The sequence below is a fragment of the Rhizobium sp. FG96 genome, from assembly GCF_057808655.1.
On sequence record NZ_JBMDIL010000001.1, the window covers coordinates 155,848 to 174,445 of the forward strand.

The following is an 18,598-nucleotide window of genomic DNA, read 5'->3' on the forward strand; positions in this document are numbered from 1 at the left end:
GCCGCCCCGCGCCTGGCAGCGCATGCTCTCCGGCAGGCGGCTCGATCTTCTCGATCCCTCGCCGCTCGATGTCGAGCTCAGCGATATCGCCCACGGTCTTGCCCGTGTTGCGCGCTGGAACGGCCAGACCTCGGGAAACCACGCCTTCTCCGTTGCGCAGCACAGCCTTGTCGTCGAGGACATCTTCCGCCGCCTCAACGAGGCGAGTGCCAGCGACTGCCTGATGGCGCTGCTGCATGACGCCCCGGAATATGTGATCGGCGACATGATCTCGCCGTTCAAATCTGTCGTCGGCGGCGGCTACAAGACCGTCGAGAAGCGGCTGGAAGCGGCCGTGCACCTGCGCTTCGGCCTGCCGCCGCATGCCTCGCGCGAGCTCAAGGACAAGATCAAGAAGGCCGACACCATTGCCGCCTATTTTGAGGCGACCTGCCTTGCCGGCTTCACTTCAGTCGAAGCGCAGAAGTTCTTCGGCCAGCCGCGCGGCATCACCAAGGAAATGCTGCTGATCGAGCCGCTGCCGGCCACCGAGGCGCAGCAGCTGTTCTGTGATCGCTTTGCGGCGATCGAGGCACTCAGGAGCGCCAAGCCGTGACGCGGATCGTCGTCTCGCCGCTTGCCCGCATCGCCGAGATGGCCGTGCGCCGCGGCGCCCGCGAGATGGTGAGCCTGATGGCCAAGGAGCAGGCGTTCCACCGCCCGGGGGTGATTTCCGCCAGCCGCCATCTGCTGCTGCATATGAACGACATCGCCTTCAAGGGTACCGGCAATCTGGTAGCGCCCGGCGAAGCGCATGTGCGCGAGATCATCGACTTTGCCGCCGCCTGGGACCAGAGCGCGCCGCTGCTCGTTCATTGCTGGATGGGCGTGTCTCGATCACCGGCGGCTGCCCTTGTCGCAGCCCTTTCGCTGGTGCCCGATCAGGATGAGACGGCGCTTGCGGAGCGGTTGCGCGCCGCCTCCCCCTATGCCACGCCGAACACCCGGATCATTGAGATCGGCGATGCGCTGCTCGATCGCAAGGGCAGGCTTGTCGATGCCGTGCGCGCCATCGGGCGCGGCGCCGAAGCCGACGGCAATGCGCCTTTCATGTTTACGATCGCGCCCGAAAAAGCCGGTTGACGCTCCCCCACCCTGCCCCATCTAGCCAAGTGCAATGGAAATTCGAGGTGTGGCAGCAGGCATGGAACAGGCAACAGACGTCATCGTAGCAACCCGGACAGCACTCAGCCAGGCAAGCGCGCTTGCCGTCCAGTATTCCTTCTCGATCCTTGGCGCGATCATTCTCCTCATCGTCGGATGGGCGATGGCGAGCTTCGTCAGCCGCTGGGCCTATGAGGGGATTTCGCGGGTGCGGGGCATCGACGAAACGCTGGCGCGCTTCTTCACCAACGTCCTGCGCTACGCTCTCCTCATCCTCGTCTTCATCACCGTGCTCGGCCAGTTCGGGGTGCAGACGGCCTCGATCATCGCCGCTCTCGGCGCTGCCGGCCTGGCGATCGGCCTGGCGCTGCAGGGGACGCTGCAGAATATCGCGGCCGGCATCATGCTGTTGATCCTGCGGCCTTTCCGGGTCGGCGAATATATCGAGACCAGCAGTATTTCGGGCACGGTGCGCGAGATCGGCCTCTTCGCCACCGAGTTCAAGACCGGCGACGGGCTCTACCGGCTGGCGCCGAACTCGATCCTCTGGAACACGCCGATCACCAATTACAGCCGCGAACCGACCCGGCAGAACGAACTGAAGGTAACGGTCGCCTATGCCGACGACATCGACGCGGCGATGGACCGGCTGCTGTCGATCAGCAAACAGGATTCGCGCGTGCTGAAATCGCCGGCGCCGGCCGTGTTCATCGATACGCTCGGCGGCGCGACGCTCGGGCTGACGCTGCGTTACTGGGCCAAGACCGGTGACTGGTGGGCGCTGAGCCGCGACATGGTCAAACGCGTCAAGCTGAGCTTCGACGAAGGCGGCCACCTGATCCCGGTCTCCGCCGCCAATGGCAATGCGGTTCCGGAACCCGAGCCGGAGGAAGCGCAGAAACCGGCCCGCCGCCGCGCCTCCTCCAAGGATCAGACGACGCGTCAGTGACGCAGGGCGGAACGTTTTGACTCCCTGCCGGTTAATCTCTCAAGGAGATTGACCATGCCGCTGCCGAACTACCGGGACACATTCCTCCAATGCCTGACGACGGTGAAAGGGCTCACGGCGCAATCGGAGGAGTATGTCCGGTTTCGCTGGCAGGCGATCTATCTCACCCGCGGCCGGTTCTCCTATTTCTTCCGCGGCGCGCTGGATGGCGCCAGCATCGGCTTCTCCGGCCAGCAGATCGACCTGACGAATGGCGAGGTCACCATCATCCCCGCCCGCTCCGTCGGCCTCTACGGCGCGACCTTCGGGCTGAACGAAGCGATTACTGCCTATAGCGGCCCGCAGAAATCAGTGATCGAGGTGGCCCATGCCTTCAACGAGGCGAGCAAGATGGATTATCACCCCGAGTTCTTCTACGTGCGCATGAACCTGCTGCACACCGCAAGCGACAGCAAGATGGGATTTGCTCGCGATCCCCGGCTTCGCGAAAACACCAATCTGATCTTCGTCGGACTGGAAGACCAGATGACCGCCGACCTGCTGGAGGAAAGCGACATCGCGCGCTGGGTGGCGCAGGAAAAGCCGATGGCATCCACGGAATGGTATGCCGAGCGGTATTATTACAGCTGAGCTTTGGGCCGAGCCCTCACACACAACACCGCACCCGGCGCCCCCTCGTGGTAACGTCCCTTCTCCCCCGCGGGGAGAAGGTGCCCAAAGGGCGGATGAGGGGGCCGCGCACGCCGCCCGTCAAATACTGTCACCGGCCGGCACATCCTACTCAATCACTCCACAAGCCAACCTCTCGCCCGCATCACCCGCCGGCTGGCTGCGGTAGTCGTCGGAATTGGCATGGATCATCAGCGCCCGGCCGCGGATGCCGTCTTCCTTGCCGTCAAGCGTCACCATGCTGTCGAAGACCTGGGCGCGCAGAATGCCGTCCTGACCGACATACTGGTTCGGCAGGTCACCGGCATGCGGGCCCTTGGCCGCCAGGAAGCCGTGCTCGGCCTTGGTCGGGTTGAAGTGCTTGCCGGCCGATTCGTGGTGCGTTGCCGGATCGCACTTGCCGGTTTCGTGAACGTGGAAGGCGACCCATTTGTTGGCCGGGAGACCTGCAATCTCGGCCTCGATGAAGACGCCGCCATTGGCGGCTGCCGTCAGCGTCGCGCGGCCGGTTTCCTTGCCCTTGGCATCGACGAAATTGGCGGTCGCCGTCTGCTTGTCCTGCGCATTGACGGCAAAGGCCGCCGCGGCGAAGGCGAAGGCCGCGAGCGCGATTGTCTTTTTCATGAGGGTTTCCTTCCGCTTGGCTGTTCGTTGTCCAACGTCTCAAGCCGGAAGGGGTTCCTGCAAAACAAAAGCCGGCCACGAGGACCGGCTTCGTACAATCGCCATTCCCGGCGCCTCAGGAGGCGATATCGAGATCGTACTGGCCGTAGGTGTTGCGGTAAACATCCGGAAGGCCGTCGTCGTTGGATGCGCTCATCGCCATGTCGCTTACGCCACCGCGAAGGCCCATCATCAGGGCGAGAACATTGTCGGTCGCCGTCGAGCGCGGCTCGGACTGCGGTTCGTCTTCGCTCAGCTGAGCGAGAATTCCAGGCTTTTCATCGGCAGCACGCTCGCCACGGCTCAATACGCCGTCGCCATTGGTGTCGAGCCGCGAAAGCGTTGCCAAATAGGCATAGGCCGTGTCTGAAACTGATGAAACATTGCTCATGCAAACCTCCGTTCACCGTCTCTGTCCGGTGATGGCTGTACGCAATACAAAATGTTGGACGATCAAAACTGACTCGGTGAATACCGTGCTTAGTGAGTCGGGTCAATAAGCTGTTAACTTCGCATTAAGGAAGGTTGACAAAGAGTTTTCACCTGTGGCCCGGGCGCCGTTTTCCACGGCTTCTCGCCTTCGCCAAAAGCCTCATTGCAACTGGCGGCGCGAGGCCTTATCTCGGGCGTCGATACCAACAATTGCGGTGACGAGAATGCATCAGGCCGAAGCCTTTGCCCCCTTCGAAAGCCTTGCGGCAGAGCTTATTCCATTCGCCACGGAAGGCGACGACGGTTCGCATGATCTGGCGCATGTGCTGCGCGTCTTCAAGAACGCCATGCGTATCCAGAAGAACGAAGGCGGTGACGCCCGGATCCTGGCAGCCGCCGTGCTGCTGCACGATTGCGTCGCCGTCGAGAAGAGCTCGCCGCTGCGTTCCAAGGCATCGGCGCTCGCCGCCCAGAAGGCATCGGGGATCCTGCAGAAGATGGGCTGGACGGCAGAGGATATCGCCGCCGTCGCTCATGCGATCACCGCGCACAGCTTCTCGGCCAATGTGACGCCCGAGACGCTCGAGGCGAAGATGCTGCAGGATGCCGACCGGCTGGACGCGATCGGCGCTGTCGGCGCGGCGCGCTGTTTCTACATTGCCGGACGCATGGTCTCGGGACTTTACGATCCCTTCGATCCCGATGCCAAGGAGCGCCCGCTCGACGACAAGCGCTATGCCATTGACCACTTCCAGACAAAGCTGTTCAAACTGGCTGACGGCTTCCAGACGGAAGCAGGCCGTGCGCTTGCAGCCGAGCGCGACAAGCGGCTTCGCGATTTCCTCGCGGATTTCATGGACGAGATTTAGGAGACGGGCATGCGCATCAGCGATCTTTTCATCTATCCGCTCAAGAGCGCACGCGGCATTGCCATCCCCTTCTCCGATATCGACGCTTTCGGCCTGCCGGGCGATCGCCGGGCGATGATCACCGATGCTCAGGGGCATTTCATCACCCAGCGCGAATTGCAGGATCTGGCCCGCATCGAGGTGCGCCCGGAAGCGTCCGCTTTCCGCCTGTTGATGGATGGCAAGGGCGAGATCGCCGTGCCGCCGCTGCAGCCTGGCCGGCGCATGGATGTGTCGGTCTGGAAAGAGCCGGTGAACGCCGCCGTTGCCGATGACAACAGCAATCGGCGCCTCTCCGAATGGCTGGGACGCGAGGTGAAGCTGGTGTTCTTCGATGGCGAGGCAAAGCGCATCGCCAGCACCGAATGGGCGGGCGGCGAAACGCCTGTTACCTTTGCCGACGGCTATCAGATCCTGGTGACGACGACCGGTTCGCTGAAGGCGCTGAATGCCGATCTTGCCGCCCACGGCGAAGGCGCCGTCGGCATGGAGCGGTTCCGTCCGAATATCGTCGTCGACATCGACGAGCCCTGGCCGGAGGATCGCTGGGCGGCGATCGAGATCAACGGCATCCGCTTCGATCTCGTCAAACCCTGCGCCCGCTGCATCATGACCACGCAGGACCAGCAGACGGGCTCGCGCGACGTGCCAAACCCGATGCCCGCCATGGGGCGCCTGCGCATGTCGGCGGACCGGCGCGTGCCCGGCCCGCTCTTCGGCTGGAACGTGACGCCGCGCGGCAGCGGCAAGATCGCCGTCGGCGACACCGTCAAGGTGATAGAAGAACGCACCGAGGGCTGGCCGCTGAAGGTGCGCAACCGCGCCTAAAGGCCAGCAAGCGCCCGGTCGATCTCTTTCATCACATCTACGGGCAGCGGCCCTTTCACCAGCGCACCGGCATTTTCCTCGACCTGCGCCACCGTGCGGAAGCCGGGGATCGGCAGCGTGCGCGGCGAGCGTGCCCAGAGCCAGGCGAGCGCGCCCTGCGTGAGCGTACGGCCGCCATCGGTCAGCAGATTGCGGACGGCCTCCAGGCGGGCCGCGAATTCCGGCGCGATCTTGCCATCCTCGAAATAGACCATCCAGTCGAGGCTGGCACCGCGGACGTCCTTCTCGCCAACCGTCTTGCCCGGCGTGAACTTGCCGCTGAGCAGACCCATGGCGAGCGGGCCGCGATTGATCGAGATCAAGCCGTTCTTCTCGATGACATCGATCATATCGGGTACCGGCTCGAAGACATTCATCGTATGCTGGATCGAGACGAAGCCGCTGCGATGGACATGGCGGGCGGCGCGGTCCGTGTAGTCGGTGCTCCAGCCGAAAGCGTCGACCTTGCCCTCCGCCTTCAATCGCTCCAGCGTCTCGAAGACCTCATCGGATGCTTCCAGCGGGAAGTCGTTGAGATGGAACTGCAGGAGATCTAGCCGCTCGCGGCGCAGGCGGCGGAGCGAAGTCTCGGCAGAAGCACGGATGAAGGCCGGATCGGCAAAGGCGCCGGTCGCCTGCCTGGTCTTCTCGTCGGTCGCGTGGCCGAACTTGGTGGCGATGACGATGTCGTCGCGATTGCCGATGGCACGGCCGACGATCTCCTCGGAATGCCCTGCCCCGTAATTCGATGCGGTATCGAAAAAGCGGATGCCGAGATCGACGGCGCGCGCGATGGCACGGAGCGATTCGGCGTCATCGACCTCGCCCCAACCGAGCGGCACATCGCCGGCATAGAAGGGACCGCCGATCGCCCAGCACCCCATGCCGAGGCGCGGGATCTCGCGGCCGTTCCATAGCGTGATCGTCGTCGCATTGTCGGGTTTCGTCAGCATGTCATCCTCCTCGATCATCTGCCGTTGCAGGCAGAGATAGGCAGCGCCGAGCGCGGGGTAAACCGCCAGGGCTGCAGGATATCTTTCACGGGTGAAAAACCGCCGTTCAGGCCGGCAGCTTGCCGCCTGCCGCGAGGGGATGCGCCGCGCCGGGTGGCAGCGCCCTGAGGGAGGGGTCGAGCGCCTTCAGGGCCGCCTGGATAAAGCCATCGCGGGCCGAGACGGCATCGATGCCGCGCGGCTCGTAGACATGGCGGTGCAGGAAGAAGCTGGTGAGCCGGAAACCGGCGAGCAGGCTGTCGTAATCGGCGGCGTGATTGCCCTCCTCCGACAGGAAGGTGGGCAGGACCAGCATCTTGTCGGCATAGGGCCTGCCCGCCGCGCGGCAGACGGCGCGGCCGGATTTCGGCGAGACATAGGCGAGATCGTTACGCACCCCCGTGGCGGCGCATTCGGTCAGATCGATACCGTAGCCGAGGTCGTTCAGCACCGCGAGCTCGAAGCGGACGAAGAGCTCGCCGGCATCGGTCGGATTGTGGAGATTGTCGAGGATGACTTCGAGCGCATCGTAGAGATGCGGATGCGGGTCGCGCTCCGGCAGCAGCCGCAGCAGCGCGCCCATCGCCTGCACGCCGTAGACGGCGGTGGCGCTCTCCATCAATCTCGCGGCGCGCAGTTGCAGCGGCTCGATGCGGAATTCGCCGAGATGCTCGTCGAGGCGGGCGCGCCAGATGACGTCGACCTCGTTGCCCGGCTGCAGCACCGGCTGCATGCTGCGCGAACGGCCGGAGCGCACGAGGCCGAGATGGCGGCCGCGGTCACGCGTCATCACTTCGGCGATGACGCTTGTCTCGCCGTGACGCTTCACGCCCAGAACGATTGCATTGCCTTGCCACTGCATCGGCAAAATCCCAAAAACTTCAGGAATCGATCTTAGAGCAACCGCCTGCAAAAGTCATTGAATGGCGTTATTCGCCCGGGAATAGCTTGGCGAGGAAATCGCGCATGGCGCCTTCGTCGAAAGGCTTCACGAGAAGCGGCACCTGCTGCAGGTCGGCGGGAAAATCCGTGGTGTCGGAATAGCCGCTGACGAAGCCGAAGGGGATCAAACGTTCCTTGAGATGACGGGCAAAGCCGAAGCTCATCGACTCGCCGAGATTGACGTCGAGCAGCGCGAAATCATAGGTCTCGGCGCTGACGGCCTCCATCGCCTGATCCAGGCTGTTGGCAATGTCGATCGTCTCAAGGCCGACGGCGCGCAGGATATCTTCCGCTTCCATCGCAATGATGAGACTGTCTTCCAGAACCAGAACACGGGTTGCGTTCATGATTTATGCCCCTCGCTGTGCGCCGCTGACGGCGCGCACCGTCTTCTCAAACCGCATTTCTACCTCTGATGCCCCTCTTGGCCGCCGCGATTGCAAAATCTCGCGGTCCACACCCTAACTTCCCCACTTGCTCGATAGAAAGCAAACCGGGAGGAAAAGTGGCATGTCCGCACCTTATTTTCCATATCACCGATTTGCATTTAAAAAAGACATAGTTGTTGAAACGCTCATATAAAAGGGCGCCGGCCCTCCGCAAGCCCTTCCCAGCCGGCGATCTCCAAGAGGCCCTCGCCGTTCAGCACCTCGCAGCCGCGCTCCTGCCAGCGGATCAGTCCGCGCTCGGCCAGTTTCTTCAGCGTCTTGTTGGTGTGGACGATCGACAGGCCGAGCGTATCGGCAATGTGCTGCTGGGTGATCGGGATGAATTTTCTGCCGTTGAACAGGTTGAGCCGCTTGCCGCGTTCATAGAGGAAGGCGACGAGATATGCGGCGCGCTCGAGCGCGGTGCGGCGGCCGATGCTCAGCAGATGCTCGTCGAGGATTCGCTCCTCCTGGGCGGCAATCCAGGTGATGTCGAAGGCGAGCGACGCATGCTTGTTATAGAGCGTCATCAGCTTGTCGCGCTCGAAGACGCAGAGCGAGACGGGTGACAGCGCCTCGACCGAATGCTGCATCTCGTCCATGATCGTGCCCTGCAGGCCGATCAGGTCTCCGGGCATCACATAGTTCAGGATCTGGCGGCGGCCGTCTTCCAGCGTCTTGTAGCGAAAGCCCCAGCCGGAGAGCACGGTGAAGAGATGGGCGCTGTTGGCACCCTCGACGAGGATCGTCGCCCCCGCATCGGCGGCAAGCTCGCCCTTCTTGAAACGGCTGACGAAATCCAGTTCGTCACCGCTGAACTCCCTGAAATGCGGCAATGGCCGCAAGGGACATTGCTCGCATGGTGTCTTGAACGAATGCGCTGGTTTTGCCGTTGCCATCCCTGCCCGAGCCCGCAAAAATCGGCAGCCACCGGTCCGCAGCGCCGTTCGATGCTGGAAATGCGACGGCGGGGATTTTGTTCCGCGAACGGCCGGGTTTTTTTATTGAAAAACAATGGCGTGAGGGGTGGGCGAGAGAATTTTTGCCACCGAGGCGCCCGGAGCCCCCTCATCCGGCCCTATCGGGCCACCTTCTCCCCGCTGGGGAGAAGGGATAGGAGACGTTGCGGCCACTCCCCTTCTCCCCTCGGGGAGAAGGTGCCCGAAGGGCGGATGAGGGGGCCGCCAGCGCCCCGACTAAATGTCCTGCCCGGCCCCACTCCCGTCAGCGCGGGAAATCCAGACCCATCTCGCGGAATCGTTCCGGGTCGTCGCCCCAGTTCTCACGCACCTTCACGAACAGGAAGAGATGAACGTTCTGCTCGAGGATTTCGGAGAGCTCGCGGCGCGATGCGGACGAGATCGCCTTGATGGTTTCGCCACCCTTGCCAAGCGCAATCTTCTTCTGGCTGTCGCGCTCGACATAGATGACCTGCTCGATGCGCACCGAGCCGTCCTTGCGCTCTTCCCACTTCTCGGTCTCGACGTGAGACGAATAGGGAAGTTCCTGGTGCAAGCGCAGGAAGAGCTTTTCGCGGGTGATTTCGGCGGCGAGCTGGCGCATCGGCAGATCGGAGATCTGGTCTTCCGGATAGTACCAGGGGCCTTCAGGCAGCGTCTTGGCGAGATAGTCCATAACATCGTCGCAGCCCGAGCCGTTTTCGGCCGAGATCATGAAGGTCTGGTCGAACTGGACGGTCTGGTTGGCGGTGGCGGCCAGCGCCAGCAGCAGTTCGCGGTTGACGCGGTCGATCTTGTTCAGGACGAGGATCTTGCGCTGCGGCACATCCTTCAGGCCTTCGAGAATGGCTTCGGCATCGCCACGCAGACCGCGCTCGCTGTCGATCAGCAGCATGATGACATCCGCATCCTTGGCGCCGCCCCAGGCCGACGTCACCATGGCGCGGTCGAGCCGGCGGCGCGGCTTGAAGATGCCTGGCGTGTCCATGAAGACGATCTGTGCGTTGTTGTGGATCGCGATGCCGCGCACGATGGCGCGCGTCGTCTGAACCTTGTGGCTGACGATCGACACCTTGGCGCCGACCAGCCGGTTGACCAGCGTCGACTTGCCGGCATTGGTCGGCCCGATCAGGGCGACGAAGCCGGAATGCGTTGGGCCATGCGTTTCTTGGGCGCCATCATGCGCCATGTCGTTTTCTTCGGTCATCGTTCCGTCAATTCCCGGCAGAGGACTTCTGCCAAATAGCTTCGCGTTCGAGCATTCTTGTCGCTGCGGCCTGTTCGGCTGCGCGCTTGGAGCGGTCGATACCCGTTTCCGGGGAGACACCGGCCACTTCCACCGTCACCGTGAAGCGCGGATCATGATCCGGCCCGGTGCGTTCTTCAACACGATATAGGGGCGTTACGCCAAATTTCGCGTGGGCCCATTCCTGCAATTCGGTCTTGGCATCCCGGCGGGCGCCATCGGCGCGCACCGCCCGCTTCTCCCAGAACTTCAGGATGAAGCGGCGGGCGGTCTCCAGACCACCGTCGAGATAGAGCGCGGCGATCAGGCTTTCGACCACATCGGCGCGAACGTTCATCATCCGCTTGCCGGTGAGTTTCTTCACGTCGGCGCCGGTGCGGATGAAAAGATGCAGGTCGAGCTCGTCGGCGACAGCCGCGCAAGTGTCTGCGCTGACCAGCTGGTTCAGCCGGACAGAGAGCTCACCTTCCGCGGCAGTGCCGAAGGTCTTGAAAAGCAGCTCGGCGATGCAGAGGCCAAGCACTCTGTCGCCGAGGAATTCGAGACGTTCGTAATTGCCGCCCTTCTGCGTTCGGGCGCTGGCATGCGTCAAGGCGCGGTCCAGGCGCTCCTTCTCGGCGAACTCGTGACCGATCAAGGCTTCAAGCTTGGTCCGGTCTGCCGCCGAGAGCGTCTGAGCCTTCGTCATTCAACAACCTTGAAGAGACGGTCCCAACGCATGTTGGACGGCCATTTCCAGATTTCGCGGAACGAGGTGTCGTTGCCGAGCGAGAAGAAGATGACGCTGGCGCGGCCAACGAGGTTCTCGGCGGGCACGAAGCCGACATCGAAGCGGCTGTCCAGCGAATTGTCGCGGTTGTCGCCCATCATGAAGTAGTGGCCTTCGGGAACGACGAATTCCTGGGTGTTGTCACCACGGGAAACCGGCGACTGGTCGAGCGTGTCGTAGGTCTTGCCGTCATCCAGCGTTTCGCGGAAAACCGGAACGTCCTGGCCCGGATCCTGCGCATAGTCGGAATTGAAGGTGCCGTCGGCGACCTTCGGAACCGGCTTGCCGTTGATCAGCAGAACGCCGTTCGTCACCTGGATCTTGTCGCCCGGGAGACCGACGACGCGCTTGATGTAGTCGATCTCGGGGTTCGGCGGGAAGCGGAAGACGACGATATCGCCCCGCGCCGGTTCGCTACCGAAGATACGGCCGCTGAACAGGTTCGGCGAGAAAGGCAGCGAGTATTTCGAATAGCCGTAAGCGAACTTGTTGACGAAGATGTAGTCACCAACCAGGAGCGTCGGCATCATCGAGCCGGACGGGATGGTGAAAGGCTGGAAGAAGACCGTGCGGATCACCATCGCCAGCAGCAATGCCTGGATGATGACCTTGATGTTTTCCCACAGAGCGTTCGGCTTGGTATCGGCTTTTTCGGACACGCAGTCTTATTCCTTAAAGGCGCCGAAGCGGCGCAATTCTATAGTTGCTTCTCTCTAGCGGCTTCGGCCGGTGGCGGCAATGGCGCGAACATTAAAAGCGACGACAGGCCGCGGCTCAGCCGGCTTCCGGCAGCGCCTCGATGATCACGAATGCCTGAGCAAGCGGATAATCATCGGTTATTGTCAAATGAATGACCGGACGGTGCCCGGCCGGCATCATCGCTTCCAGGATGACGGCAGCCCCACCCGTCAGCTTCATCGCCGGCTTACCGCTCGGCAGGTTTACGACGCCCATGTCCTTCCAGAAGACGCCCTGAGCGATGCCGGTGCCGAGCGCCTTGGAGCAGGCTTCCTTGGCGGCAAAGCGCTTGGCGTAGGATTCGGCGCGGTTCGCGCGGCGGTCGGAGCGGGCGCGCTCGACATCGGTGAAGCAGCGGTTTGTGAAACGCTCGCCGAAACGCTCGATCGACTTTTCTACGCGGCGGATGTCGATGAGGTCGCTGCCAATACCGATGATCATGAAAGGTCCTTCTGCGGGCGGAACGTCAGACGGTGGGCACGTCATGCACCTGATGGCTGAGACGCAGCTTGGCGCGCTCCATCAGGCGGGCGCGGCGGCGGGACTGGAAGCCCCTGACGGTGTAGAACGTCAGCGCGTAAAGCACAACCGAGGTGACGGCACCGGGCGGAATGGCGCCGATCAACATCGGCTCCAGCACGGGGCGCCAGAGCTCGGTGAAATTCAGCTGGTGGAACATCTCGTGGAGATCGATCGACTGGCCGCCCAGCGTATCCTTGCGGGCGAGCACGAGATGGCCGATTTCCCAGGTGATGCCCCAGATGAAGGGATAGGTCAGCGGATTTCCGAAGGCGGCGCATCCGAGTGCGGCGGCCACCATGTTTCCCGAGAGGAAATAGGTGATCACGAAGGCCATGATGAAATGCACGCCGATGAACGGCGTCCAGGACACGAACACACCGGCGGCCACGCCCGCCGCAACAGCATGCGGCGAGGCCGTCAATCTCATGACGCGCATTCTCAGATAGCGCGCGGGACGCAGAAAGCCTTTGCGGGGCCATAAGGCCTCCCGCATTCTCTCGCGAAATCCTGCAGGTTTTCTACGGCGGAACAACATGGCGGCTATTTAGTGCAGCGCACCTCACCATGACAAGAGCGGCGAAAAATCACGGGGTCCGCCTGCCGCTCTTTGCTGTCGTCACACTTTTCAGCGTCTACTCACAGGGCGCACATAATGCATGGCGCCCCATCACATCTTCGCAAGTATTAACGCGGTATTAACGGGTACGGAACAGACCGCGGTCAACCTGACGCTGACGATACTCAAGATCGATACGGTCGTACGAGCCGTTCAGGTAGGCCATTTCACGTTCCTGAGCATTCGGAGCGCGAAGAGCGCGGGCGATTTTCTTGATAGGACCAAACATAGCGTTGCCTCTTTCTTTCGTTCATTCTCTGATGACACGGAAGATAAGTGCTGCAGCGCACAATTACCAACGCTCTAATACAGGTGCAGCCATGCGCATTACGCATGTCTCGCCTTTTCGTCGTGCAAATTCGGTCACAAAACGATCATAAAATGTGCAGACGCCTCAGTCGTAGAGGCGCCGCACCGTCGCAATGCAGTCCAGTTCCTTGAGCTGGGCGAGCATCTGGTTCAGCTGGCGGAGATCCCAGACCTCGATATCCAGCGTCATTTCGGTGAAATCGGCGGCAACGCGCACCGTGTTCAGGACACGGATATTGACGTCGAGACCGCCGACCGTCTGCGCCACTTTTGCAAGGGTGCCTGGCTCGTTCAGCGCATTGACCATGATGCGGGCCATGAAGCGAGACTTGTTGGCCTCGTCGAGATCCCAGCGTACGTCGATCCAGCGGTCCGGCTGATCGTCGAAGTGCTGGAGCGCCGAAGACTGGATCGGGTAGATGGTGATCCCCTTCCCCTTCTCCATGATGCCGACGATGCGATCGCCGGGCACGGCGCCGGTGGGTGCGAACTGCACGGCGATGTTGCTGGAGATGCCGCGGATCGGCACGGCATCGACGCCCGCTTCGCCTACCAGCAACCCGGCTTCGGCGCCTTCCTTGGTCTTGCCCGGCACCTTGAAGATCATGCCGGAAGCGCTGCGGACGTTGAACCAGCCTTCATCGCCGCTCGGCTTGACCGTGACGCGCTCGTCCTGGTGATCCGGATAGACGGCGCGCAGCACGTCGAGCGAGGACATCTCGCCACGGCCGACGGCGGCAATGGCGTCCTCGACATCCTTCTGGCCGAGGCGGTGAAGCGCGGGCTTCATGGCATCGCGCGAGAAGATCTTGCCGGCGCGGTCGAAGGTGCGCTCGAGGATGCGGTGGCCGAGGCCGGCATATTGCTTGCGGATCGCCATGCGGGTGGCGCGGCGGATGGCGGCGCGCGCCTTGCCGGTGACGACGATCTCTTCCCAGGCGGCCGGCGGCACCTGCACGCCGGAGCGGATGATCTCGACTTCATCGCCATTCGCCAGACGCGTCACCAGCGGCATGATGCGGCCGTTGATCTTGGCGCCGACCGTGGTGTCGCCGATATTGGTGTGGACGGCATAGGCGAAGTCGATCGGTGTCGCCCCACGCGGCAGCGCGATCAGCTTGCCTTTCGGGGTGAAGCAGAAGACCTGGTCCTGGAAGAGTTCGAGCTTGGTGTGTTCGAGGAATTCTTCCGGGCTGTCGCCCTCGGCCAGCGCCTCGATGGTGTGGCGCAGCCAGGAATAGGCATTGGATTCGCGCGAGAGGATGTCGCCCTCGGGGCTGGTCGCACCGTCCTTGTAGAGCGTGTGCGCGGCGATGCCGTATTCGGCGATCTCATGCATGCGCTTGGTGCGGATCTGCAGCTCGATACGCTGCGAGGACGGACCGACGATCGTGGTGTGCAGCGAGCGGTAGTCGTTCTGCTTCGGCGTCGAGATATAGTCCTTGAAGCGGCCGGGCACGACGCGCCAGCGGGTGTGGACGATACCGAGCGCCCGGTAACAGGCCGGGATCTCATCGACGAGGATGCGAAAGCCATAGACATCGGAGAGCTGCTCGAAGGAGAGCGACTTCGACTGCATCTTGCGGAAGACCGAATAGGGCTTCTTCTGGCGGCCCTTGACGTAGACGCTCTCCATGCCGTTCGCCACGAGCAGGTCGCGCAGTTCCGTCTCGATCTTCTTGACGAGGCCTTCATTGCGCTGGGAGAGCTCCTCCAGGCGCTTGGTGACGGTCTCGTAGGCTTCCGGATTGATATGGCGGAAGGAGAGCTCCTCAAGCTCGTCGCGCATGTCCTGCATACCCATGCGGCCGGCGAGCGGCGCGTAGATATCCATCGTCTCTTCCGAGATACGGGCGCGCTTGTCGGCAGCCATATGGTCCAGCGTGCGCATGTTGTGCAGGCGGTCGGCGAGCTTGACGAGCAGCACACGCACGTCGTCGGAAATGGCGAGCAGCAGCTTGCGCAGGTTTTCGGCCTGCTTTGCCTTCTTGGTGACGAGGTCGAGCTTCTTGATCTTGGTGAGGCCCTCGACGAGACGGCCGATATCCTCGCCGAACAGTTCGTCGATCTCGGCGCGGGTCGCCGTCGTGTCCTCGATCGTGTCGTGCAGCAGGGCGACTGCGATCGTCGACTCGTCGAGATGCATGTCGGTCAGAATGGCGGCGACTTCGAGAGGATGGGAGATGTAGGGATCGCCGCTGGCCCGCTTCTGCTGGCCGTGCTTCTGCATGGCGTAGACATAAGCTTTGTTCAGCAGAGCTTCATTGGCATCGGGCTTGTATTTCTGCACCCGCTCCACGAGCTCATACTGACGCATCATGCCGCAACAACTCCGATAAAAATAAAAGCGCGCCAATCAACGATTGGCGCACAGATTGGCAATAATATGCCCTAGCAATAAAGGCGCAAGATTGACGATTGGTAATCGTCAATAAAGCCGCGAGACTTAGTAGTCGTCGCTCTTTTCCGGCGGCACGAGGCCTTCGATACCGGCAAGAAGTTCTTCTTCCGACATCTGGTCGAAAGTGATGGTTTCCGGCAGGTCGTCCTGCTCTTCGCCATCGGCAGCGGCAACACCGCCGGCAGCAATCAGGCTTGCCGGATCGGGCTCGGGCTCGTCGACTTCGACGTGCTTCTGCAGCGAATGGATCAGGTCTTCCTTCAGGTCGTCGGGAGACAGGGTCTCGTCGGCGATTTCGCGAAGGGCTACAACCGGGTTCTTGTCGTTGTCGCGATCGATGGTGATCGAGGCACCCTGGGAAATCAGCCGGGCGCGGTGGCTGGCAAGCAGAACCAGCTCGAAGCGGTTCTCAACTTTGTCGATGCAATCTTCTACTGTGACACGGGCCATTGCCTGTCCTTTGCGGTCGTGATCTCGGGATTGACACGCCCGATACAATTAAAACCCGGCGAATTCAAGTTTTTCGTGCGTTGACCCGTAGTTTCCGGGCTATCCTGTTAAAATCACACAGGGAATATGACATTTCCACCAATAGTTGCTTGGAATATGCCGAATCGTGCCCTAAATCTCCTGTATATGAATAATTCATAAATTACGGATTATTCCTCTCGGCAGGCAAGTCATTGTTTTTATGTGATTTTGGCGAGAGCCCATTTGGATTACTCTAATTGGATTGGCAAGCGATGTTCGACCCACGGGAAAAAATTGCACTCTTCATTGATGGCGCCAACCTCTATGCGGCATCCAAGAGCCTCGGCTTCGATATTGACTACCGGAAGCTGCTGAAAGCCTTCCAGAAGCGCGGCTATCTGCTGCGTGCCTACTATTATACCGCGTTGATCGAAGACCAGGAATATTCCTCGATCCGCCCGCTGATCGACTGGCTTGACTATAACGGCTACAAGGTCGTGACCAAGCCTGCCAAGGAATTCACCGACTCCATGGGCCGCCGCAAGATCAAGGGCAACATGGATATCGAACTCGCGATAGACGCGATGGAACAGTCCGAAACCGTCGATCACCTGGTGATCTTCTCCGGTGACGGCGATTTCACGACGCTGGTGGAAGCGCTGCAGCGCCGTGGCCGCAAGGTTTCGATCATCTCGACGATGGCAACGCAACCGCCGATGATCGCCGACGATCTGCGCCGCCAGGCCGACCATTTCATCGACCTTCTGTCGCTCAAGGCCGAAATCGGCCGCGATCCGTCCGAACGTCCGCAGAAGCCGGTCGCCGAGACCACGGCTGCCGTCGACAGCGACGACTGACCAAGACGGCCGGTTGCAACCGGCCGCATCATTCCCTGGAAATTTGTGAGTTTCGCAGCCGGTCACGATCGGCTGCACCAAGCGGTTGCGCCTCGCCGGCGCTGAAGAACTGGCGCGAAGGCGGCTGAAGGATCAGCCGTTATCCTTCATCAACCGGCTCTTCTGCCGGTTCCAATCGCGTTCCTTCTCCGTCTCGCGCTTGTCGTGCAGCTTCTTGCCCTTGGCGAGCGCCAGCTCCATCTTGGCGCGGCCGCGATCGTTGAAATAGATCTTCAGCGGCACGAGCGTCATGCCTTCGCGGTTGATACCGGAGCGCAGGCGATTGATCTCGCGAGCCGAAAGCAGCAGCTTGCGGCGACGGCGCGGCTCGTGATTGAAGCGATTGGCCTGCAGATATTCCGGAAGATAGGAATTGATCAGCCAGATTTCACCATCTTCATCGGAAGCATAGGATTCGGCGATATTGGCCTTGCCCTCGCGCAGCGACTTGACCTCGGTGCCCTTCAGCACGAGGCCCGCCTCGTAGGTATCGATGATCTCGTAATTGAAGCGCGCCTTGCGATTTTCGGCGACGATCTTCTTGACGACACGCTGGCTGCCTTTGGGGGCCATGACGAAATTCCAATTCTTGGGGCGCGCAACGGCGCGCCCTCATTTGCTGCCCATTATGTAGGGGAACTGCAAGTGCTTGTGAAGACAGGCGCCCTGCCCTCACCGGCAGCTTAGTTCAGGAGGCCGGCGTGGCGGAGCGCCGCGTCCATGGCCGCTTCGGTGCCGGCTTCCAGCGAGGAGACCAGCGGCGAGCGGACATTGCGGCTCATACGGCCGAGCTTGTTGAGGCCGTACTTGGCGCCGCAGACGCCCGGCTCCATGAAGACGGCCTTGTGCAGCGGCATCAGGCGATCCTGATATTCCAGCGCCTTGACGTAATCACCGGCGAGCGTTGCCGCCTGGAACTCCGCACAGAGGCGCGGCGCGACATTGGCAACAACCGAGATACAGCCGACGCCGCCATGGGCATTGAAGCCCAGAGCCGTTGCATCTTCGCCGGAAAGCTGACGGAAATCCTTGCCGCAGGCGATGCGCTGTTCGGAGACGCGCTCGATCTTGCCGGTCGCATCCTTGACGCCGACGATGTTGGAATGCGCCTTGGCAAGCACACCCATCGTTTCCGGCGACATGTCGATCACCGAACGGCCCGGGATGTTGTAGATGTAGATCGGCAGCTTGACGGCTTCGGCGATCGCCGAGAAATGCGCGATCAGGCCCTTCTGCGTCGGCTTGTTGTAATAGGGCGTGACGACGAGGATCGCATCCGCGCCTGCCTTTTCGGCATGCTGGGCAAGCTCGATCGCTTCGCGGGTGTTGTTCGAACCGGCACCGGCCATGACGGGCACGCGCTTGGCAGCCGCTTCGATGCAGAGTTCCACGACCCGTTTGTGCTCGGCATGCGACAGCGTCGGCGATTCGCCGGTCGTCCCGACAGGAACGAGGCCGCTGCTTCCCTCTTTGATCTGCCAGTCGACGTGAGCAGCGAAAGCCGCCTCATCGATATTGCCGGCATCTGTGAAAGGGGTGACGAGGGCGGGAATGGATCCCTTGAACATGCAGAACTCCCTAAGGCCGAAATCCACGCTTCGGCCGCATTCTTTGGATAAGAGTTGCGCACCATAGAGCGGTGAAAACGCCGCGACAAGCGTGGTGAGATCGGTTTAGG

Annotated in this window: 23 protein-coding genes; 7 read left to right on the top strand and 16 right to left on the bottom strand. The window is 61.7% G+C overall.

The genetic code is table 11. The features are described from left to right. Positions 1–22 precede the first annotated feature (22 nt). From ACODR6_RS00810 to ACODR6_RS00825, 4 genes are all read left to right on the top strand, one after another. The gene (locus ACODR6_RS00810) at positions 23–595 is read left to right on the top strand and encodes a YfbR-like 5'-deoxynucleotidase (protein ID WP_112719679.1); all 573 of its coding nucleotides are present in this window, start codon (positions 23–25) and stop codon (positions 593–595) included. Beyond that, positions 592–1,122: a tyrosine phosphatase family protein gene (locus tag ACODR6_RS00815; RefSeq protein ID WP_489020074.1), complete on the top strand. Its 531-nt coding sequence runs from the start codon at positions 592–594 to the stop codon at positions 1,120–1,122. The genes ACODR6_RS00810 and ACODR6_RS00815 overlap by 4 nt, the downstream gene beginning before the upstream one ends. 61 nt (positions 1,123–1,183) lie before the next feature. Then, positions 1,184–2,092, top strand: coding sequence for a mechanosensitive ion channel family protein (locus ACODR6_RS00820; RefSeq protein ID WP_112719570.1), 909 nt, complete (start codon positions 1,184–1,186; stop codon positions 2,090–2,092). Positions 2,093–2,146: 54 nt separating this feature from the next. Further along, positions 2,147–2,722: a hypothetical protein gene (locus tag ACODR6_RS00825; protein WP_489020076.1), complete on the top strand. Its 576-nt coding sequence runs from the start codon at positions 2,147–2,149 to the stop codon at positions 2,720–2,722. Between the two features lie 147 nt (positions 2,723–2,869). On the opposite strand, the gene ACODR6_RS00830 is transcribed toward ACODR6_RS00825, so the two are convergent. Further along, positions 2,870–3,385: a superoxide dismutase family protein gene (locus ACODR6_RS00830; protein WP_413709166.1), complete on the bottom strand. Its 516-nt coding sequence runs from the start codon at positions 3,383–3,385 to the stop codon at positions 2,870–2,872. A gap of 115 nt (positions 3,386–3,500) precedes the next feature. Continuing rightward, positions 3,501–3,815 (bottom strand): hypothetical protein, encoded by a 315-nt coding sequence (locus tag ACODR6_RS00835; protein ID WP_112719572.1) that lies wholly within the window; start codon positions 3,813–3,815, stop codon positions 3,501–3,503. A 265-nt stretch (positions 3,816–4,080) separates the two neighbouring features. On the opposite strand from ACODR6_RS00835, the gene ACODR6_RS00840 reads away from it, so the two are divergent. Continuing rightward, the gene (locus tag ACODR6_RS00840) at positions 4,081–4,725 is read left to right on the top strand and encodes an HD domain-containing protein (RefSeq protein ID WP_489020079.1); all 645 of its coding nucleotides are present in this window, start codon (positions 4,081–4,083) and stop codon (positions 4,723–4,725) included. A gap of 9 nt (positions 4,726–4,734) precedes the next feature. Further along, the gene (locus ACODR6_RS00845) at positions 4,735–5,592 is read left to right on the top strand and encodes an MOSC domain-containing protein (protein ID WP_489020081.1); all 858 of its coding nucleotides are present in this window, start codon (positions 4,735–4,737) and stop codon (positions 5,590–5,592) included. Here ACODR6_RS00845 and ACODR6_RS00850 read toward each other — a convergent pair. From ACODR6_RS00850 to rpoZ, 12 genes are all read right to left on the bottom strand, one after another. After that, positions 5,589–6,584: an aldo/keto reductase gene (locus ACODR6_RS00850; RefSeq protein WP_489020083.1), complete on the bottom strand. Its 996-nt coding sequence runs from the start codon at positions 6,582–6,584 to the stop codon at positions 5,589–5,591. The two genes, ACODR6_RS00845 and ACODR6_RS00850, sit on opposite strands and share 4 nt — an antisense overlap. A 106-nt stretch (positions 6,585–6,690) precedes the next feature. After that, positions 6,691–7,485, bottom strand: coding sequence for a DNA repair protein RecO (gene recO, locus ACODR6_RS00855; RefSeq protein WP_489020085.1), 795 nt, complete (start codon positions 7,483–7,485; stop codon positions 6,691–6,693). A gap of 67 nt (positions 7,486–7,552) precedes the next feature. Continuing rightward, complete coding sequence (locus ACODR6_RS00860) at positions 7,553–7,912, bottom strand: response regulator (RefSeq protein WP_489020087.1); 360 nt, start codon at positions 7,910–7,912, stop codon at positions 7,553–7,555. 227 nt (positions 7,913–8,139) lie between these two features. Continuing rightward, positions 8,140–8,892: a Crp/Fnr family transcriptional regulator gene (locus ACODR6_RS00865; RefSeq protein WP_112719577.1), complete on the bottom strand. Its 753-nt coding sequence runs from the start codon at positions 8,890–8,892 to the stop codon at positions 8,140–8,142. 325 nt (positions 8,893–9,217) lie between these two features. Continuing rightward, complete coding sequence (gene era / locus ACODR6_RS00870) at positions 9,218–10,159, bottom strand: GTPase Era (protein ID WP_203429197.1); 942 nt, start codon at positions 10,157–10,159, stop codon at positions 9,218–9,220. A gap of 7 nt (positions 10,160–10,166) precedes the next feature. Further along, the gene (gene rnc, locus ACODR6_RS00875) at positions 10,167–10,886 is read right to left on the bottom strand and encodes a ribonuclease III (RefSeq protein ID WP_112719579.1); all 720 of its coding nucleotides are present in this window, start codon (positions 10,884–10,886) and stop codon (positions 10,167–10,169) included. After that, positions 10,883–11,626 (bottom strand): signal peptidase I, encoded by a 744-nt coding sequence (gene lepB, locus ACODR6_RS00880; protein WP_112719580.1) that lies wholly within the window; start codon positions 11,624–11,626, stop codon positions 10,883–10,885. Before lepB ends, rnc begins: the two co-directional genes overlap by 4 nt. A 115-nt stretch (positions 11,627–11,741) precedes the next feature. After that, positions 11,742–12,146: a holo-ACP synthase gene (acpS, locus tag ACODR6_RS00885; RefSeq protein WP_489020090.1), complete on the bottom strand. Its 405-nt coding sequence runs from the start codon at positions 12,144–12,146 to the stop codon at positions 11,742–11,744. A 25-nt stretch (positions 12,147–12,171) separates the two neighbouring features. Beyond that, a complete protein-coding gene (locus tag ACODR6_RS00890; RefSeq protein WP_112719582.1) occupies positions 12,172–12,762 on the bottom strand; it encodes a DUF2062 domain-containing protein in 591 nt (196 codons plus the stop codon). 160 nt (positions 12,763–12,922) lie between these two features. Further along, on the bottom strand, positions 12,923–13,072 hold the full coding sequence (locus ACODR6_RS00895; RefSeq protein ID WP_112719583.1) for a DUF3563 family protein: 150 nt from the start codon (positions 13,070–13,072) through the stop codon (positions 12,923–12,925). Between the two features lie 165 nt (positions 13,073–13,237). Beyond that, positions 13,238–15,472 (bottom strand): RelA/SpoT family protein, encoded by a 2,235-nt coding sequence (locus ACODR6_RS00900; protein WP_489020093.1) that lies wholly within the window; start codon positions 15,470–15,472, stop codon positions 13,238–13,240. Between the two features lie 126 nt (positions 15,473–15,598). After that, entirely contained in the window at positions 15,599–16,003 is a 405-nt protein-coding gene (rpoZ, locus tag ACODR6_RS00905) for a DNA-directed RNA polymerase subunit omega (protein ID WP_112719585.1), read from the bottom strand. A gap of 293 nt (positions 16,004–16,296) precedes the next feature. Between rpoZ and ACODR6_RS00910 the strand changes: the two genes are divergently transcribed. After that, the gene (locus tag ACODR6_RS00910; protein ID WP_489020095.1) at positions 16,297–16,881 is read left to right on the top strand and encodes a LabA-like NYN domain-containing protein; all 585 of its coding nucleotides are present in this window, start codon (positions 16,297–16,299) and stop codon (positions 16,879–16,881) included. Between the two features lie 132 nt (positions 16,882–17,013). On the opposite strand, the gene smpB is transcribed toward ACODR6_RS00910, so the two are convergent. Further along, positions 17,014–17,493, bottom strand: a complete 480-nt coding sequence (gene smpB / locus ACODR6_RS00915) for an SsrA-binding protein SmpB (protein WP_112719587.1) — start codon at positions 17,491–17,493, stop codon at positions 17,014–17,016. A gap of 110 nt (positions 17,494–17,603) precedes the next feature. After that, on the bottom strand, positions 17,604–18,488 hold the full coding sequence (gene dapA, locus ACODR6_RS00920; protein WP_489020097.1) for a 4-hydroxy-tetrahydrodipicolinate synthase: 885 nt from the start codon (positions 18,486–18,488) through the stop codon (positions 17,604–17,606). Between the last annotated feature and the right edge of the window lie 110 nt (positions 18,489–18,598).

Bases quoted from the DNA above. Each gene is read 5' to 3' on its own strand.
- ACODR6_RS00810 (WP_112719679.1), top strand. From the start codon at position 23: ATGCTCTCCGGCAGGCGGCTCGATCTTCTCGATCCCTCGCCGCTCGAT.
- ACODR6_RS00820 (WP_112719570.1), top strand. From the start codon at position 1,184: ATGGAACAGGCAACAGACGTCATCGTAGCAACCCGGACAGCACTCAGC.
- ACODR6_RS00825 (WP_489020076.1), top strand. From the start codon at position 2,147: ATGCCGCTGCCGAACTACCGGGACACATTCCTCCAATGCCTGACGACG.
- ACODR6_RS00830 (WP_413709166.1), bottom strand. From the start codon at position 3,385: ATGAAAAAGACAATCGCGCTCGCGGCCTTCGCCTTCGCCGCGGCGGCC.
- ACODR6_RS00835 (WP_112719572.1), bottom strand. From the start codon at position 3,815: ATGAGCAATGTTTCATCAGTTTCAGACACGGCCTATGCCTATTTGGCA.
- ACODR6_RS00840 (WP_489020079.1), top strand. From the start codon at position 4,081: ATGCATCAGGCCGAAGCCTTTGCCCCCTTCGAAAGCCTTGCGGCAGAG.
- ACODR6_RS00845 (WP_489020081.1), top strand. From the start codon at position 4,735: ATGCGCATCAGCGATCTTTTCATCTATCCGCTCAAGAGCGCACGCGGC.
- ACODR6_RS00850 (WP_489020083.1), bottom strand. From the start codon at position 6,584: ATGCTGACGAAACCCGACAATGCGACGACGATCACGCTATGGAACGGC.
- recO (WP_489020085.1), bottom strand. From the start codon at position 7,485: ATGCAGTGGCAAGGCAATGCAATCGTTCTGGGCGTGAAGCGTCACGGC.
- ACODR6_RS00860 (WP_489020087.1), bottom strand. From the start codon at position 7,912: ATGAACGCAACCCGTGTTCTGGTTCTGGAAGACAGTCTCATCATTGCG.
- ACODR6_RS00865 (WP_112719577.1), bottom strand. From the start codon at position 8,892: ATGGCAACGGCAAAACCAGCGCATTCGTTCAAGACACCATGCGAGCAA.
- era (WP_203429197.1), bottom strand. From the start codon at position 10,159: ATGACCGAAGAAAACGACATGGCGCATGATGGCGCCCAAGAAACGCAT.
- rnc (WP_112719579.1), bottom strand. From the start codon at position 10,886: ATGACGAAGGCTCAGACGCTCTCGGCGGCAGACCGGACCAAGCTTGAA.
- acpS (WP_489020090.1), bottom strand. From the start codon at position 12,146: ATGATCATCGGTATTGGCAGCGACCTCATCGACATCCGCCGCGTAGAA.
- ACODR6_RS00890 (WP_112719582.1), bottom strand. From the start codon at position 12,762: ATGTTGTTCCGCCGTAGAAAACCTGCAGGATTTCGCGAGAGAATGCGG.
- ACODR6_RS00895 (WP_112719583.1), bottom strand. From the start codon at position 13,072: ATGTTTGGTCCTATCAAGAAAATCGCCCGCGCTCTTCGCGCTCCGAAT.
- ACODR6_RS00900 (WP_489020093.1), bottom strand. From the start codon at position 15,472: ATGATGCGTCAGTATGAGCTCGTGGAGCGGGTGCAGAAATACAAGCCC.
- rpoZ (WP_112719585.1), bottom strand. From the start codon at position 16,003: ATGGCCCGTGTCACAGTAGAAGATTGCATCGACAAAGTTGAGAACCGC.
- ACODR6_RS00910 (WP_489020095.1), top strand. From the start codon at position 16,297: ATGTTCGACCCACGGGAAAAAATTGCACTCTTCATTGATGGCGCCAAC.
- smpB (WP_112719587.1), bottom strand. From the start codon at position 17,493: ATGGCCCCCAAAGGCAGCCAGCGTGTCGTCAAGAAGATCGTCGCCGAA.
- dapA (WP_489020097.1), bottom strand. From the start codon at position 18,488: ATGTTCAAGGGATCCATTCCCGCCCTCGTCACCCCTTTCACAGATGCC.